Source organism: Streptomyces sp. WM4235 (genome assembly GCF_001279725.1).
GTDB lineage: Bacteria > Actinomycetota > Actinomycetes > Streptomycetales > Streptomycetaceae > Streptomyces.
Map to the genome: position 1 here is coordinate 26,070 of NZ_LGDE01000249.1, position 15,054 is coordinate 41,123.

General features: G+C 71.1%; 18 protein-coding genes. 10 read left to right on the forward strand and 8 right to left on the reverse strand.

Translation table 11 applies throughout. The features are described 5' to 3' along the window. Positions 1-3: 3 nt before the first annotated feature. Genes ADK55_RS18270 through ADK55_RS18290 form a run of 5 tightly spaced genes read right to left on the reverse strand, consistent with a single transcriptional unit; the run spans position 4 to position 4,442 of the window. Positions 4-963 carry a tyrosine-protein phosphatase gene (locus ADK55_RS18270; RefSeq protein WP_053680069.1) on the reverse strand — a complete coding sequence of 320 codons (960 nt, stop codon included), beginning with the start codon at positions 961-963 and terminating at the stop codon, positions 4-6. Positions 964-994: 31 nt separating this feature from the next. Continuing rightward, the gene (locus ADK55_RS18275) at positions 995-2,080 is read right to left on the reverse strand and encodes an NAD(P)H-dependent flavin oxidoreductase (protein WP_053680071.1); all 1,086 of its coding nucleotides are present in this window, start codon (positions 2,078-2,080) and stop codon (positions 995-997) included. Between the two features lie 3 nt (positions 2,081-2,083). After that, the gene (locus tag ADK55_RS18280) at positions 2,084-2,833 is read right to left on the reverse strand and encodes a CoA-transferase subunit beta (RefSeq protein WP_107089223.1); all 750 of its coding nucleotides are present in this window, start codon (positions 2,831-2,833) and stop codon (positions 2,084-2,086) included. After that, positions 2,830-3,696: a CoA transferase subunit A gene (locus ADK55_RS18285; protein WP_053680072.1), complete on the reverse strand. Its 867-nt coding sequence runs from the start codon at positions 3,694-3,696 to the stop codon at positions 2,830-2,832. Before ADK55_RS18285 ends, ADK55_RS18280 begins: the two co-directional genes overlap by 4 nt. After that, on the reverse strand, positions 3,693-4,442 hold the full coding sequence (locus ADK55_RS18290; RefSeq protein ID WP_053680074.1) for an enoyl-CoA hydratase family protein: 750 nt from the start codon (positions 4,440-4,442) through the stop codon (positions 3,693-3,695). Before ADK55_RS18290 ends, ADK55_RS18285 begins: the two co-directional genes overlap by 4 nt. 56 nt (positions 4,443-4,498) lie before the next feature. Between ADK55_RS18290 and ADK55_RS18295 the strand changes: the two genes are divergently transcribed. The 4 genes from ADK55_RS18295 (at position 4,499) to ADK55_RS18310 (ending at position 7,408) form a co-directional block, all read left to right on the forward strand. Then, on the forward strand, positions 4,499-5,263 hold the full coding sequence (locus ADK55_RS18295) for an SDR family oxidoreductase (protein WP_053680076.1): 765 nt from the start codon (positions 4,499-4,501) through the stop codon (positions 5,261-5,263). A 1-nt stretch (position 5,264) separates the two neighbouring features. Next, positions 5,265-6,173, forward strand: a complete 909-nt coding sequence (locus ADK55_RS18300; RefSeq protein WP_053680078.1) for an SDR family oxidoreductase — start codon at positions 5,265-5,267, stop codon at positions 6,171-6,173. Positions 6,174-6,339: 166 nt separating this feature from the next. Further along, a complete protein-coding gene (locus tag ADK55_RS18305; protein WP_053680080.1) occupies positions 6,340-7,176 on the forward strand; it encodes a helix-turn-helix domain-containing protein in 837 nt (278 codons plus the stop codon). Next, the gene (locus ADK55_RS18310; RefSeq protein WP_053680082.1) at positions 7,148-7,408 is read left to right on the forward strand and encodes a DUF397 domain-containing protein; all 261 of its coding nucleotides are present in this window, start codon (positions 7,148-7,150) and stop codon (positions 7,406-7,408) included. Before ADK55_RS18305 ends, ADK55_RS18310 begins: the two co-directional genes overlap by 29 nt. 244 nt (positions 7,409-7,652) lie before the next feature. On the opposite strand, the gene ADK55_RS18315 is transcribed toward ADK55_RS18310, so the two are convergent. After that, positions 7,653-8,540, reverse strand: coding sequence for a hypothetical protein (locus tag ADK55_RS18315; RefSeq protein ID WP_053680084.1), 888 nt, complete (start codon positions 8,538-8,540; stop codon positions 7,653-7,655). Between the two features lie 86 nt (positions 8,541-8,626). Between ADK55_RS18315 and ADK55_RS18320 the strand changes: the two genes are divergently transcribed. The 4 genes from ADK55_RS18320 (at position 8,627) to ADK55_RS18335 (ending at position 12,093) form a co-directional block, all read left to right on the forward strand. Then, positions 8,627-9,445: a serine protease gene (locus ADK55_RS18320; protein WP_371591352.1), complete on the forward strand. Its 819-nt coding sequence runs from the start codon at positions 8,627-8,629 to the stop codon at positions 9,443-9,445. 244 nt (positions 9,446-9,689) lie between these two features. Continuing rightward, entirely contained in the window at positions 9,690-10,343 is a 654-nt protein-coding gene (locus tag ADK55_RS18325; protein WP_053680089.1) for a response regulator, read from the forward strand. A gap of 121 nt (positions 10,344-10,464) precedes the next feature. Continuing rightward, entirely contained in the window at positions 10,465-11,637 is a 1,173-nt protein-coding gene (locus ADK55_RS18330) for a sensor histidine kinase (RefSeq protein WP_053680092.1), read from the forward strand. Positions 11,638-11,751: 114 nt separating this feature from the next. Beyond that, positions 11,752-12,093 carry a chorismate mutase gene (locus ADK55_RS18335; RefSeq protein WP_053680093.1) on the forward strand — a complete coding sequence of 114 codons (342 nt, stop codon included), beginning with the start codon at positions 11,752-11,754 and terminating at the stop codon, positions 12,091-12,093. Here the strand turns inward: ADK55_RS18335 and ADK55_RS18340 are convergent, their stop codons facing one another. Both ADK55_RS18340 and ADK55_RS18345 read right to left on the reverse strand, forming a co-directional pair. Next, positions 12,094-13,407: a hypothetical protein gene (locus ADK55_RS18340; protein ID WP_053680096.1), complete on the reverse strand. Its 1,314-nt coding sequence runs from the start codon at positions 13,405-13,407 to the stop codon at positions 12,094-12,096. It lies immediately after the preceding gene. A 364-nt stretch (positions 13,408-13,771) separates the two neighbouring features. Next, positions 13,772-14,284, reverse strand: a complete 513-nt coding sequence (locus tag ADK55_RS18345) for a helix-turn-helix domain-containing protein (protein ID WP_078999103.1) — start codon at positions 14,282-14,284, stop codon at positions 13,772-13,774. 235 nt (positions 14,285-14,519) lie between these two features. On the opposite strand from ADK55_RS18345, the gene ADK55_RS40985 reads away from it, so the two are divergent. Together ADK55_RS40985 and ADK55_RS18350 are read left to right on the forward strand one after the other, a co-directional pair. After that, positions 14,520-14,708 (forward strand): helix-turn-helix domain-containing protein, encoded by a 189-nt coding sequence (locus ADK55_RS40985; RefSeq protein ID WP_078999093.1) that lies wholly within the window; start codon positions 14,520-14,522, stop codon positions 14,706-14,708. Beyond that, positions 14,705-14,980: a DNA-binding protein gene (locus tag ADK55_RS18350; RefSeq protein WP_053680100.1), complete on the forward strand. Its 276-nt coding sequence runs from the start codon at positions 14,705-14,707 to the stop codon at positions 14,978-14,980. Before ADK55_RS40985 ends, ADK55_RS18350 begins: the two co-directional genes overlap by 4 nt. Positions 14,981-15,054: the final 74 nt, after the last annotated feature.

Here is a 15,054-nt window from a genome sequence, read left to right on the forward strand (position 1 = left end):
GGCCTAGCGGACCATCCTGGCCTGGAGCTTGGCGAGGGTCCGCAGGTCCAGGCCGAGGCCGTCAGTGAGGTAGCCGTAGAAGCCGCCGTAGTCCGCCTCCATGCGGGCGGTCGCGGCGGCGAGGTAGTCCGGCCGGACCTCCTGGAGCGGGATCAGCAGGTCCGGGTTCTGCATCCGGCCCGACTGCTTGAGGCCGGCCCGCACCTGGGCGTCGTACGCCGCGCGGAAGGTGTTCGAGGCGAGGTAGTCCCGCTCGGCGGTGTCCTCGGGCACGGCGAGGGCGCGCAGCAGGACGTAACTCATCCAGCCCGTGCGGTCCTTGCCCGAGGTGCAGTGGTACAGCAGCGGGCCCTGCCCGCCGTCGGCGATCTCCCGCAGCGTGGTCGCGAACTGCGCCCGGTTCTCGGGGCTCGTCACGAACGTGCGGTAGATGTCGCGCATGTAGGCCTCGGCGCGACCGCCGCCGAGCATCTGCTCCTGCGTGGCGGGGTCCCCGCTGGCGATGGCGCCGACCAGGGTCGCGTACAGGCCCAGGTCGCTGACGGGGCGGGCGGTGGGGAGGAGGCCGGCGGGCAGCTTGTCGGCGCCGTCGTACTGGACCTCCATCGGGATGCGGAAGTCGACGACCTTGCGCAGGCCGAGCCCGGAGACGGTGGTGAGGTCGGCGGCGGTCAACTTGCCGAGCGCGTCGGAACGGTAGACCAGTCCCTGACGGACCTGCCCACCGGTCCAGGTGCGGTACCCGCCCAGGTCACGGACGTTGACCGCGCCCTGGAGGGGGATCTGACGGATCGTCTCCGCCGACGGGCGGTGCCGCTCGGCGGAAGCGGCGGCTGCGGCGGAAGCGGCGGTACCGGGGGCTGCGCCGGGCGACGGCGCGGCGTACGCGGCGGCGGGCAGGGTTCCGGCGGCGAGGGCGGCGGCGAGCACCGCGGTCGCCAGGCGGATTCGGGCACGGCTCATCTGGGGCGACTCCTGTAACGGAGAAGGGGGATCACCCTGCGGGTGGCAGGACGCCGAGCGAGTGCGGGGGGTTGAGGTCGTGCAGTCGGTCCAGCACGGTGTGGGCCTCGGCCATGACCCGGGCGACGAGTTCCGCACACGACGGAAGGTCCTCGATCACGCCCGCGACCTGGCCCGATGCCATGACGCCGAGGTCCGTACGGCCCTCGACCATGGACGCCTTGAGGAGCATGGGGGTGTTCGCGGCGAGCAGGACCTGGCTCCAGGACAGGTCCTTGCCGTGTTTCATCGCCAGGCCGTCGCGCACCATCCGCGACCACGACATCCCCGACAGCTTCCGGAAGCCGGCCGCGTGCCGCACCGCCTTGGCGAGGGCCCGCGCGCGGCCCGCCCGCTCCAGGGAGGCGACCAGCTCGCTGCGGAGCATCCGGTGCGGCAGCCCGTCGACGGCGGTGGTGACGGTGACGTCCTTGACCGTGGCCTTCAGGTACTCGGCCTTGACGGCGTCCGGGACGGTGGAGTCCGAGGTCAACAGGAAGCGGGTGCCCATGGCGATGCCCGCCGCCCCGTACGACAGCGCGGCGACCAGCCCGCGACCGTCGTGGAAACCGCCCGCCGCGATCACCGGGATGTCCACCGCGTCCACCACCTGCGGCAGCAGCACCGTCGTGGCCACGTCCCCGGTGTGCCCGCCGCCCTCGCCGCCCTGCACGATCACCGCGTCGGCGCCCCAGGCGGCGACCTTCTCGGCGTGCCGCCGGGCGCCGATCGAGGGGACGACGACCACGCCCGCGTCCTTGAGGCGGGCGATCAGCTCCTTCGACGGGGCGAGGGCGAACGAGGCGACCCGGACCCCCTCGTCGACGATCAGCCGCACCCGCTCGGCCGCGTCCCCGGCGTCCGCGCGCAGATTGACCCCGAACGGGGCGTCCGTACGGGACTTCACCTCGTGGATCGCCGCACGCAACTGCCCGGTCGTCATCGTCGCCGAGGCCAGGATCCCCAGCGCCCCCGCGTTCGCCGCCGCCGACACCAGTCGGGGTCCGGCCACCCAGCCCATGCCCGTCTGCACGATCGGATGGCGGACCCCGACCAGCCTGGTGAATGCCGTCTCCATCCGTCAGGCCCGCACTTCCCGGTCGCGCAGCCCCTCGGGGTCGACGACCTCGCGGATCAGCCGCAGTTCCTCCGGCGTCGGCTCCCGCGTGTACGGGACCTCGTCGGCGATCGTCAGCTCGAAACCGGTGGCCTCCCGGACCTGCTCGACGCGCACGCCCGGATGCACGGACACCAGGCGCATGGCGTGGTCCGGGCCGGTGAAGTCGAAGACCCCGAGATCGCTGACCACGCGCGGCAGGCGGTGGAAGCGGGTCGCCCCGGCCGCCTCCGCGCGGTCGTACCCGACGCCGCAGACCATGTCGACCCGCTCCACGAACACCCGGCGGGAATGCTTGGGGATCCAGTAACTCACCGGATTGTTGAGGGTGTTGACGGGCGCGCCGCGCACCCCCAGGAGCTGGCGGGTCGGCTGCTCCCAGTCCCCGATACAGGAGATGTTCTGGTTGCCGTACCGGTCGATCTGGCTCGCGCCCATCATCACGTGCCGCCGGCCGCCGGTGACCATCGTGAGGTGACGGCGGTACGGCAGCCAGCCCTCGGGCGTCCCGTCGAGCCCGACCAGCGTGGCCTCGCCGTCGGTCAACAGCAGGTCGGGGGAGAAGGTCCGCTTCGCGAGACGGGCCCCGAAGGACGGGATCAGCCCCATCGGTGAGGCGAGCACCTCGCCGTCGCCCCGCCAGGCCTCGGCGCAGGCGATCACGCAGTACTCGGCGCGACTGACGCCCGCGGTGGCCGCCGCTTCTGTGCTCACTGCTGCTCCTCGTGCCAGGTCCGCACGGCGGACTGGTAGTCGTGCTCGCTCGCGCCGGACAGGAACCGGGCGGCGAACTCGGGCCAGGGGGTGCTCGCGTACAGCTTCTGGAAGGGCTCGTCGCGGTCGTGGTCGGGCACGCAGGAGGTGAAGTGCGCGCCGTTCGGGGTCTCCACCACCCCGGTGACGGAATGCCGGCTGACCAGCAGGGACTGCGGCGGACCGGCCTTGGACAGCTCGGCGGTTTCGACGAGCCGCTCGCAGGAGACGTACGCGGCGTCCGCGGCCTCGCAGAACAGGTCGTCGAAGTACGGGTCGGGGCCCAGGTACTGGGCGTTGCCGAGGCGGTCGGCGCGGTTGAGGTGCACGAGCGCGGCGTCCATGCGCAGCGCGGGGACGGCGACGAACTCCTCGCCGTCCTCGTAGGGGGAGGTGACGGTCCGCAGGTTCGGGTTGACCCGCATGAGGTCGGAGCCGAGGCCGGCGCGGACGGGCAGGAAGGGCAGCCGGTTGGCGGCGGCGTGCAGTCCCCACATGAACATGGCCTCGTCGAGCTCGGCGAGGGCGAAGGCGCCGCGTTCTCGGGCGGCCCGGTAGTGCGGCTCCAGCGGGATCGAGTCGAGGGTCACGAAGGGGGTGACGAGCCGGCGGATCCGGCCCGCGGCGGCCAGCAGGCCGACGTCGGGGCCTCCGTACGAGACCACGGTGAGATCGGTGATCTCGGATCGGAGCAGTGCCCGCACCAGGGCCATGGGCTTGCGCCGCGACCCCCAGCCGCCGATGCCGACGGTCATGCCGCTGCGCAGCCGGCCGACCACTTCCTCGGGGGACATCACCTTGTCCGACGCCGACGTGCCGCTCATGCCTCGTCCGCCTTTCCGAAGGTGTCGCGGACCCGGTCGGCCACCCCGCTGAGATTGGCCTCGAAGGTGAAGCCCTGCTCGAAGCGGTAGCTGCGTCGCACGTCCACGGGGTCGATGCCGTTGATGGCGGACTTGGCCAGCCGGATCAGCAGGCCGTCCTTGCGGGCGATCTCGGCGGCGAGTTCCAGTGCCGCCGCCCGCAGCCCGGCGGGCGGGACCACCTTCCACACCGAACCGTGCGCGTGCAGTTCGGCGGCGCTCACGGTCCGCGAGGTGTAGTACAAGGTGCGCATCAGGTGTTGGGGGACGAGGCGGGCCAGGTGCGTGGCCGCGCCGAGCGCGCCCCGGTCCAGTTCGGGCAGCCCGAAGACGGCGTCGTCGGAGGCGACGATCGCGTCGGCGTTGCCGACCAGGCCGATCCCGCCGCCCAGGCAGAAGCCGTTCACGGCGGCGACGACGGGGACCTCGCAGTCGTACACGGCGGCGAACGCCTCGTAGCAGCCCCGGTTGGCGCCGATGAGGGCGTCGTGGCCGGTGTCGCGCTGCATCTCCTTGATGTCCACGCCCGCGTTGAAGCCCCGGCCCTCGGCGGCGAGTACGACGCACCGGACGTCGGGGTCGCGGCCGGCGGCGCGCAGTGCGTCGGCCAGCTCGTACCAGCCGTGTACGGGCAGTGCGTTGACGGGCGGGAAGTCGACTGTGACGAGTGCGATGCCCTTGTCGGGGCCGGAGGTGGAGACACCCATGAGCGGATCAGCTACCTTTCCACCAAACATTTGTTAGGTGAGGAAGGTAGCAGCCGATGGAGCTCAACGGGAGGGTCGTCGTCGTCACCGGCGGAACCCGGGGCGTCGGCGCCGGCATCGCGCGATCGTTCCTCGCGGCCGGCGCGGAGGTCCTCGTCTGCGCCCGCCGCCCACCGGACGAACCGGTGGCCGCGGCGGGCCGGACGGCCGCCTTCACGGCGCTCGACCTGCGCGACCCGGCCGCCGTGACGGAGTTCTTCGCGGCGGCGGCGCACCGGTACGGGCGGCTCGACTGCCTGGTGAACAACGCGGGCGGCACCCCGTACCGGCTGCTGGGGGAGGGCGACGCCGAACGGCACGCACGGGTCGTCGAACTGAACCTGGTGGCCCCCCTGACCGCCTCACTCGCGGCGTACCCGTGGCTGCGGGAGTCGCACGGCTCGGTCGTGATGATCGGCAGCGTCAGCGGCACCCGCCCCTCACCCGGCACGGCCGCCTACGGCGCGGCCAAGGCGGGACTGGAGAACCTGGCCCGGTCGATGGCCGTGGAGTGGGCGCCCGAGGTACGGGTCAACTCGCTGATCCTCGGCATGGTGCGCACCGAACTGTCGCACCTGCACTACGGGGACGAGGCCGGGATCGCCGCGGTCGGCGCGACCGTGCCGCTGGGGCGACTGGCCGACCCGGGCGACGTGGGCGAGGCGGCGGTGTTCCTCGCCGGAGACCGGGCCGGATACGTGAGCGGCGCGAGCCTGCTCGTGCACGGAGGCGGCGAACGCCCGGCCTTCCTGGACGCGGCGACTGTCAACAAGGAGAACTGACATGGGACTTGCCGAAGGACGTGTGGTCATCGTGACGGGCGCGGGCCGAGGGCTGGGCCGCGCCCACGCGCTGGCCTTCGCGGCGGAAGGGGCGAAGGTCGTCGTCAACGACCTGGGGGTCGGCCTCGACGGGCTGCCCGGCCCGGACGGTCCCGCGGCGCGGGTCGTCGAGGAGATCCGCGCGCGGGGCGGGGAGGCGCTGGCGCACGGCGGGGACATCGCCACCGCGCGCGGCGCGGCCTCGCTGGTCGCGGACGCCGTCGCCGGCTTCGGGCGGCTGGACACCCTCGTCAACAACGCCGGTTTCCTGCGGGACCGGATGCTGGTCAACCTGGACGAGGACGACTGGGACGCGGTGATGCGCGTGCACCTGAAGGGGCACTTCCTGCCCCTCAAGCACGCCGCCGCGCACTGGCGGGCGCAGGCGAAGGCGGGCCGGCCCGTCGCGGCGCGGGTGGTCAACACCTCCTCGGGCGCGGGACTGCTCGGATCGGTGGGGCAGGGCAACTACAGCGCGGCCAAGGCCGGGATCCTCGGCCTGACGCTGGTCGCGGCGGAGGAGATGGGCCGGTACGGGGTCCAGGTCAACGCCGTCGCCCCGGCGGCCCGCACCCGGATGACGGAGGAGACCTTCGCGCGGACCATGGCGGCGCCGGCGGCCGGGGAGTTCGACGCGATGGCCCCGGAGAACGTGTCGCCGCTGGTGGTGTGGCTGGGCTCGGACGCCTCGGCCGGGGTGAGCGGCCGGGTCTTCGAGGCCGAGGGCGGCCGGATCACGGTGATGGAGGGCTGGCGGCCGGGCCCGACGGCGGAGCGCGGCGAGCGCTGGACCCCGGCGGAGGCGGGGGAGGCGGCGACGAAGCTCCTGGCGGCGGCGGAGGCACCGCAGCCGGTGTACGGGGCGCGGTAGTTCGGGGCGGCGAGCGCGTCCCCTCCCTCAGCTTCCCTCGGCTTCCCTCGAAGGGAGGGGAGTCGGGGGATTCGGGCCACCTCCGTGCGCAGGCCTGGTTACGCTCGGCCACGGACTGGACCCGACCGAACGCCGCACGGCGCCGCGAGCATGGGGGTGACCACCCGTGGTCAACATCCGCAACCTCGATCCCAGCGCATCGCCGCTGGACTACTACGGCTCCGAACTGCGCCGCCTGAGGGAGGACGCCGGGCTGAAACAGGCGCAGCTCGGCGACATCATCTTCTGCGCGGGCTCCCTGGTCGGACAGATCGAGACGGCGAGGAAGGTACCCACCCGCGAGTTCTCGGACCGGGTGGACGCGGCGCTGGTGACGGGCGGGGTGTTCTCCCGGCTGGTGGGGCTGGTGCTGAGGAGCCAGTTGCCGACGTGGTTCCAGGCGTACGCCGACATGGAGGCCAAGGCGACGTACATCTCCTCCTTCCAGGCACAGTTGGTGTACGGGCTGTTGCAGACGGAGGAGTATGCGCGAGCCGTGCTCCAGGCGGGCTGGTCGGACAAGCTCGATGAGGCGGTGGCTGCGAGGATGGAGCGCCAGCGAATTCTGGACAGGGACCACCCCCCGCTGGTGTGGGTGGTGCTGGACGAGGGAGTGCTGCACCGTCCGTTCGGTAGCCGCGAAATCATGCGAAGCCAACTTCTGCACTTGTTGGAGTTCGGGGATCGGCGTGAGATGCGCATCCAGGTGCTCCCCTTTGCGGCGGGCCAACACCCTGCAACGGTGGGATCGTTCAACGTCCTGAGGTTCGAAAAGGATCCGGACATCGTCTACGCAGAGAGCTATGGTCTGGCCAATGTGACCGCAAACCCAGAGACGGTCAGGGACTGTACGCACCGATACGATCACTTGCAGGCCGCGGCCCTGTCCGTGGAGCAGTCAGCGGCGCTGATCGCGCGCGTACGGGAGGAACGTTATGGGGATCGTCAAGAACCTGACAGGTGAGTTGTGGCGTAAGTCGTCGTACAGCGGAACCACCGGCGGTGACTGCGTCGAGTGCACCCCCCTCGGCGCCACCGCCTGGCGCAAGGCCTCGTACAGCGGAGGAACCGGCGGCGATTGCGTCGAGGTCGCCTCCCAGCCCTGCCTGGTCGCCGTGCGGGACTCCAAGGACCCCGACGGCCCCGTCTTCACCGTCGGCCGCGGCGCCTTCGCCGCGTTCGTCGGGGCCTTGTAGGCGCACAGCCGTACGCGCGGGCCGGCTGGTCGGGAGGGTCCGCGTACAGAGAAAGAAGCTCCGGGCCCGGCCCCCTGGCGAGGGGTCGGATCCGGAGCTTCTCTCGTGCGATGGAGTATGACTACCCGCTACATCCACCCGCTGAACCGCAGTCGGCCCATGATGTTGTCCCAACCTGTTCCGAGACCGCCGGCGCGGGGTTCCGGACCGGAGCCGGGAGCATCGTCGGGGCGGGGGAGTCGGTTCAGGTGTCGCACTCCAGGACCGTGTGGCACAGCCCGCAGCGGGCCCGGACGGGCCCGCCGACCGGTAGTCGAAGCCACTGCCGGCAGACCGGGCACGGGAAGCTCACCCGTTGCCCGTCCGCGTGCCGCTCGAAGCGGTACGAGGCGCCCGGCGCGGCGGATCCGGTCCGGCGGTCGCGCGCGTAACGCAGGCGTTCCGGCCAGGAGGCGACCGCCAGCGGGGCGCGGCGGTGGTCCCGGGCCGCGAGGGCGCGACCGCGCGCGTACGCCTCGTACGCCCGGGGGCTGGTGAACCGGGTGGAGAGGTCCTCGCCGATCAGCTCGCCGCGCTTGGCGAGGACGTAGCCGAACTCCTCCGGGGTGAGGTAGCCGAGCTTCTGGTGCGTCAACTCGTCCTCGCGGTAGGCGTCGAGGAGCAGCCAGCCGGCGCCCAGGTAGGCGGCGGTGGTGTCCGTGAGGATCTCGTTGTCCTCGGTGGTGGGAAACCGCAGGTCCAGGCGGTGCAGCAGGACGTGGGCGACCTCGTGGGCGAGCGCCGCGCCGAGGTCCCGGCGGTGGGTGCGGAAGCGCTCGTTGACCTCGACGAAGTACTCGGGCCCCGGGCCGAGTTCCACCGTGGCCGCCTCCGTCATCGCCCGGTAGCCGATCACCAGCCGGGCATCGGGCAGCCGCAGCGCACGCACCATCGCGCGGGCCACGCGCTGCGCCCCTAGGTGGGGGTCGTCGTCGGGGGAGAAGGCCGCGTCGGCGGCGGGGAAGCCGGCGTCGTAGGCGCGGATCCCGTCGTACGACAGGCGACGGAAGAGGGCCGTCAGAGCGCGGTGAACCGTGTCCAAGTGCGGAAAACCGTGCTCGACCGGGCTGCCGCGCCCGTGGTTCTGCGTCATGCGGGCCCCCACGCCGAAAGTTGTCCGAAAACGCGTTCTTGATGGCGGCCATACGCGAGATGTGTCATGGACTTGTCATTCACCCGATGACGCGCACGGCCCAACCCCCCACGAAAGGCAGTGTGTCGACTGTGTCCACCCTTGCCACGACCCTCAAGCGCGCCCTCGCCGTCGGCGCCGTCGCCCTGGCCGCCGTCAGCCTCCAGCCCGGCTCCGCCACCGCCTCCCAGGCGCCCGTCGTCGGCGGAACCCGCGCCGCCCAGGGCGAGTTCCCGTTCATGGTCCGCCTCTCCATGGGCTGCGGCGGCGCCCTGTACACCCAGCAGATCGTCCTCACCGCCGCCCACTGCGTGAACGGCTCCGGCAACAACACCTCCATCACCGCCACCGCCGGCGTCGTCGACCTCAACAGCTCCAGTGCCGTCAAGGTCAAGTCCACCAAGGTGCTCCAGGCCCCCGGCTACAACGGCAAGGGCAAGGACTGGGCACTCATCAAACTCGCCAAGCCCATCAACCTGCCCACCCTCAAGATCGCCGAGACCAAGACCTACGACAACGGCACCTTCACCGTCGCCGGCTGGGGCGCCACCCGCGAGGGCGGCGGCCAGCAGCGCTACCTCATGAAGGCCACCGTCCCCTTCGTCTCCGACGCCTCCTGCCAGAACGCCTACGGCAGCGACCTCGTCCCCGGCGAGGAGATCTGCGCCGGCCTGCCCCAGGGCGGCGTCGACACCTGTCAGGGCGACTCCGGCGGCCCCATGTTCCGCCGCGACGCCGCCAACGCCTGGATCCAGGTCGGCATCGTCAGCTGGGGCGAGGGCTGCGCCCGCCCGAACTACCCCGGCGTCTACTCCGAGGTCTCCACCTTCGCCACGGCCATCAAGAACGCCGCGGCGACCCTCTGACCCACCCTCGTCCTTCCGGCCGAACCGCGGTGCGGGGAAACGGCCGGAAGGACGAGGCGCCCCACCCCACGCGCACGTAACGTCGAACGAACCATCGCGGGACCGACACACCGCCGTGCCGGTCCCGCGGCACCCTCCCGACGGCCCGCCGAGCGGTTGCGGGACGCCACGCGCACCGGTCCCATGGAACGAATCCCTCCGGGACGACACCATCGGCAGCGGGCGACAGTGGGGCAGGCAACGCATGACGATCAGAGTGGTCATCGCGGACGACCAGGAAATGGTCAGGACCGGCTTCCGGATGATCCTCGAAAGCCAACCCGACATCGAGGTCGTCGCGGACGTCGTCGACGGCGAGGAGGCCCTCGCGGCCGTCGCCGCCCACCGACCCGACGTCCTGCTCCTCGACATCCGCATGCCCCGGCTCGACGGCCTCGAAGTCACCCGACGCCTCGCCGGCCAGGACACCCCACGCATCGTCATCGTCACCACCTTCGACCTGGACGAATACGTCCACGCGGCGCTCCGCGGCGGAGCGTCCGGCTTCCTCCTGAAGGACGCGAGCCCGGCCATGCTGGTTGAAGCGGTCCGCGCGGCCGCCGTCGGCGACTCCCTGGTCTCGCCCGCCATCACCGTGCGGCTGCTCCGCGAAATGGCCCACGCCCCGCCCGCCCGAGCCGCCCGCCGCCCCTCGGAACCCCTCACCGAACGCGAGGTCGACGTCGTGCGCTGCCTCGCCCGCGGCCAGACCAACGCCGAGATCGCCGGTGAACTCTTCGTCTCACTGTCCACCGTCAAGACCCACCTGGCCAACGTCCAGACCAAACTCGACGCCCGCAACCGCGTCGAGATCGCCGCGTGGGCCTGGGAAAGCGGCCTCGCCGCCGGCGCGGCGTGAGGCCTGCCGTCCGGCGCGGCGCGAGTCCCGGGGCGGGGTGCGGTGTGGGTCCCGAGGCGGGGCCCGGTGCGGGGCCCGGTGCGGGCCCCGGCCCCCGGCTCGACCGGCCGCGTCCGCCGCGATGAGTCCCCTCGCCTCCTGGACCCGCCGCCACCCCCGCGCCGCCCGGCTGCTCCGCGTCACCCTCTCGCTGCTCCTCCTCGGCCTCGTCACCTTCGAGGGCCTCGTCCTGGCCCGTCAGCCCAGCGCCCCGCACGCCGCCGTGTGGGTGTCCGGGATCCTCGTCTGCCTCAGCGCCGCGCCCTGGCCCCGCATCCCCCTGCTCGCCCGCGCCTGGTTCGCCGCCGCCACCACCTGGACCGTCACCCTCCTGCTGATCTTCGGCAACCATCCCCTCGTCGTCTGGGGCGCCGGCGAGGCCATCGCCCTGCTCGTCCTGCTCTCCCAGGTCCTGCTCCGCGCCCCCGCCCGCACCGCCGCCGTCCTCGGCCCCCTCCTCGGCCTCGGCTGCATGGCCGTCCCCGTACGCGACACCGACCCAGGCCGGTTCACCCTGCTCTTCTCCGTCCTCGCCGTCGTCGTCGGCGCGTACTCCCTGCTCCTGCGCCTCCAGTCCGTCCAACGCGTCCGCGAACTGCGAGCCGTCCGCACCGCCGAACGCCTGGAGCTCGCCCGCGAACTCCACGACCTCGTCGCCCACCACGTCACCGGCATCGTCGTCGAGGCCCGCGCCGCCCGCTTCACCGGAGTCACCGCCGACCGCGCCGCCGAGATCCTCGGCCGCATCGAGACCGCCGGCGACGAGGCCCTCGGCTCCATGCGCCGCCTCGTCAAGATCCTCCGCGAGGACGAGGCCGCCGCCGGAGGAGACACCGCCGCCGGAACCACCCCCGTCGCCGGCCTCGCGGACCTGCGCGCGCTCACCGAACGCTTCGCCGTCACCGGCCCGCCCGTCACCCTCCGCATCGAAGAAGGCCTGGAAGCCCGACTCCCCGCGGACGTGGCCGCCACCGCGCACCGCATCGTCCTCGAAGCCCTCACCAACATCGGCAAACACGCGGCGACGGCCACCGCCGTCCACATCGCCCTGCGCACCGTCCCCGCCGGCCTCGAAGTACGCGTCGAGGACGACGGCGGCCGGCCCGCCCGACTCTCCGAGAACGCCCGGGGCGGCGGCTACGGCCTCGCCGGAATGACCGAACGCGCCGAGGCCCTCGGCGGCTCCCTCACCGCCGGCCCCGCCCCGACGGGCGGCTGGCTCGTCACCGCCACCCTGCCCCTCCAGGCCCTGTAGGCCGGCCCTTTCGGGCCGTCCCGTGCCCGCAGGGCCCCGCCCCGACCCCGCCGGCCGTCTCACCGGTCGAGGTGGCGAGGAACCCGTCGCGTCCGCCACGTATTCTCGGGAACCATGAACCACAGCGACACCGACGAGGCCCACGAGAACGTCACCGCCGAACTGTCCCGCCTGCGCGACAGCATCGACAACATCGACGCGGCCGTGGTCCACATGCTCGCCGAGCGCTTCAAGTGCACCCAGCAGGTCGGCCACCTCAAGGCCCGCCACCAGCTGCCCCCCGCCGACCCCGGCCGCGAGGCCAGCCAGATCGCCCGCCTGCGCCAGCTCGCCGAGAACGCCAAACTCGATCCGGCCTTCGCGGAGAAACTCCTCAACTTCATCATCGCTGAAGTAATTCGGCACCATGAGACGATCGCCGAGGAGGCCGTGACCAGCGAGGGAGCTGCCGGGTGATCACTCGGAAGTCTCTCCGGAAAGATCGTTTAGGAGAGATTTAGGGGAGCCGGCCCGTTCCCAGATCGATTCCCACCCGAGGTTCCCCATCGCCCGCTCGTACAACTTCTGGAGTCCATCGAGGCGCTCCTGCCGCATGGTGGGAGTCGGGTGCCGGTACGTCCCCTTGATGCCAGGGTACTTATGCCCCATCTGCTCGTACCCCAACACCGGCCGCACGTCGATCTGCTCCTGCCAAGTGTCGTGCGTGTGCCGCAGGTCGCGCATCGTCAGACCCGGCATGATCGGCTCCCACTTCTCCTTGAGGGCGGAGCCGCGGGCGTTCGGCCGCGCGTCCCGTCCGTCCGCCGCGGGGCGGATGACCCGGAACCACTCGGAACGCCACCACCACTTGCCGGTGGGTGTGCAGAACACGAAGTCGTACTTCCAGTCGTCGAGGTGCCCCCGCAGCAACTGGGCGAGGAACGGGGGGAGGTCAACGTCGCGGGCCGATGGTCCGTTCTTCGGAGGCTCCAGCCCCCGGAAGATCTTCCTCTTGCCCTCTTCGTTGCGCACGTAGTACTCGGCCAGCACACCCTTGTCCTCGTCGACCCGAATGATCGGGCAGGTGAAGACGCCTCCGTCGTGGCGCTGCTTTCGTGCGAGCAGTGCGTTCTGTCGATGGAGACCGACCAGCTCCTCCCACCGGAGGCCGGTGAAGGCGGTCGTCAGGATGTGCATTCCATAGGCCGGGCCCAGTCGACGCGACAGTTGGAGGACCACCTCGGGCGTGGCCCATCGCTCCTCGTCCGGCTTCTTCTTCGCCGTGTCCGCGGGGAGGCCTGTCAGTCGCCGGCCCGCCAGGGGATTCACGGTCAGGTGCTTGGCGTCCACGGCTCCGTTGAGGATGCGGGCCATGAGCTGAACGCAGTCCTTGACCGTGCTGCGGGCCGCGCTCTTGGCGACCTTCCTGGCCCAGGCTTCCACGTCGAACCAGTTGAAGGCGATCAGGGGAGTGTGCTCCCACTCAGGGAGGATATGGGCCTCAAGCCTCTCCCACTGGTTCATCGTGGTGCGCCCGCGGACGGCCTGGGCGGGCATCCACGTGTCCTTGGTAAAGGTTCCGAACTTCTTGGTGGACAAGTTCGGGTCGATCCAACGACCCTCCCGCATCGCGGTTTCCTGGGCGTCCCCCCACTCTTCGGCGAGCTTCTTCGTGGGGAACCCGGGCTGGCTCCCCCACTTGCCGTCCGGCCGCATGTACCGGCAGCGCCAGGTGAACTGCTTGGTCTGCTGGCCTTTGCGTACCTTGTAGACCTTCTCCGCATACGCCATCTACAAGCATCCTTCCGCGAGCCGTCAGCCGGCCACGGCGTGCAGGAGGGGCCGGTGGCAGGGTGCGGCAGAGTCGAGTGTCAGGCCGGGCGCGCCGGTTCCCAGGGCCTCGTTGATCGATGCCACCGCCGCAGTCGAAAGTCGCCCAGACGTGAGCAGTGTCGGGTCGACGTAGACACAGGTGTGAGAGCTCAGATGCTCGACCCAGAGAAGTGCGTCATGAGGCATTTTGCCCGGTACGCAGAAAACGTGAACACACATCAGCCACCCCTCGTCCCGTACTGGTGGCCCCATGGTCGACGTTGTGTTATCGAATCACACGTATGGGTCACGGGGGAGAGGCTTGGTCGAAGTTCTTCAACCCTCAAGCTTCGCTGGCGACCGACGGCGGACTGTCGTTCCCGTCCCGGTCGTACTCCACGGCCTCAAGCAGGTGCTGGTGCGCCGAGCGCCACGCCTCCAGGTTCCGGCGGATCTCCTCCGGACTGGCTCCTGGCCTCCCCTTGACGACCACGACCATGCGCGCGTCGCCACCGAGGGGAACCACCACCGTGTCCAGGAGGGCGCCGTCATCGGCAAGCTCGTCCACGATGCGCAACGGGAGTCCAGCTGGCGGCTCGGCGGCGGCTTCCGGCTGGGCGGCTAGTCGGGGTTCACGGCCGGCGAGGACTTCGTCGATGGAGTCCGTCGCCCATCCGACACGCCGGGCGTAGGCGCGCATCGTCAGCGACGGCTTGCTGTGCGGCTTGCCCCGCTCGATTCCTTGCACGACGGAACGGCTAACGCCGAGTTCGGCGGCCAGCTGCTCCTGCGTGAGGCCGATTGCCTGTCGGGCGGCCTTGAGTGCCTTACCCAGCCGTGCCCAGTCGCGGTCCATGGCCACATGATGCCGCACGTCTGTGCAACCAAGAAGCCTACTTCCCGCGCTTTGACCTGCTCCGTAGTAAGCATTTCGGCCGTTTGGGGTTGCACGCCGCGCTCCGAAAGTGCGCCCCTTGCGCGCCTGTCACGCAGTGTCGCGCTCTGAAAGTGAGCTGAGAGTGTCCGCAGAGTGCTTGCATCTTGAGGGCTCTTGGGCTTACTTTCTAAGCGTGAGACCGAACGGAGCCGCAATGCGGGCCATACGGAAAGCTCAGAACATGAGCCTTCGAACGCTCGCGCTAGTAACCGGATTGGACCGCGGATACCTGTCCCGTCTTGAGCGAGGACTCATCCGGTGCACGTCGGCCAGTTCGGTCATGAGAGTCGCCAATGCCTTCGGGGTTCCACCCGAGGCCATTACGCACGAGGAGAAACCGTGACCGACGAGGCCAGCAAGGCGCCGCCGGCCAAGCCCGCCCGCCAGCCCCGCAAGCGCGTCATGAAGGCGGTCGAAGCCGAATCCGAGCTCGTCCGCTGGACGCCCGAGGAAGTGGCGGCGAAGAAGCTTCTGCCTTACACCGCACGGGTGCTGCGGCGGAAGTGCAACCGCCGGGAGATCTTCCACCACCAGGACGGCGGAAAGATCACGTTCACTCCGGACGACATCCGCCGCGAGAACGCCCGCACTCAGGTCGCCCCCGTCGCCGCCTAGCTGCGGCAAACGGCCCCAACCGCCGGGCTACCACACACCGACGGCCAGGGCCTCCCGATCCACCCCTCACCTGC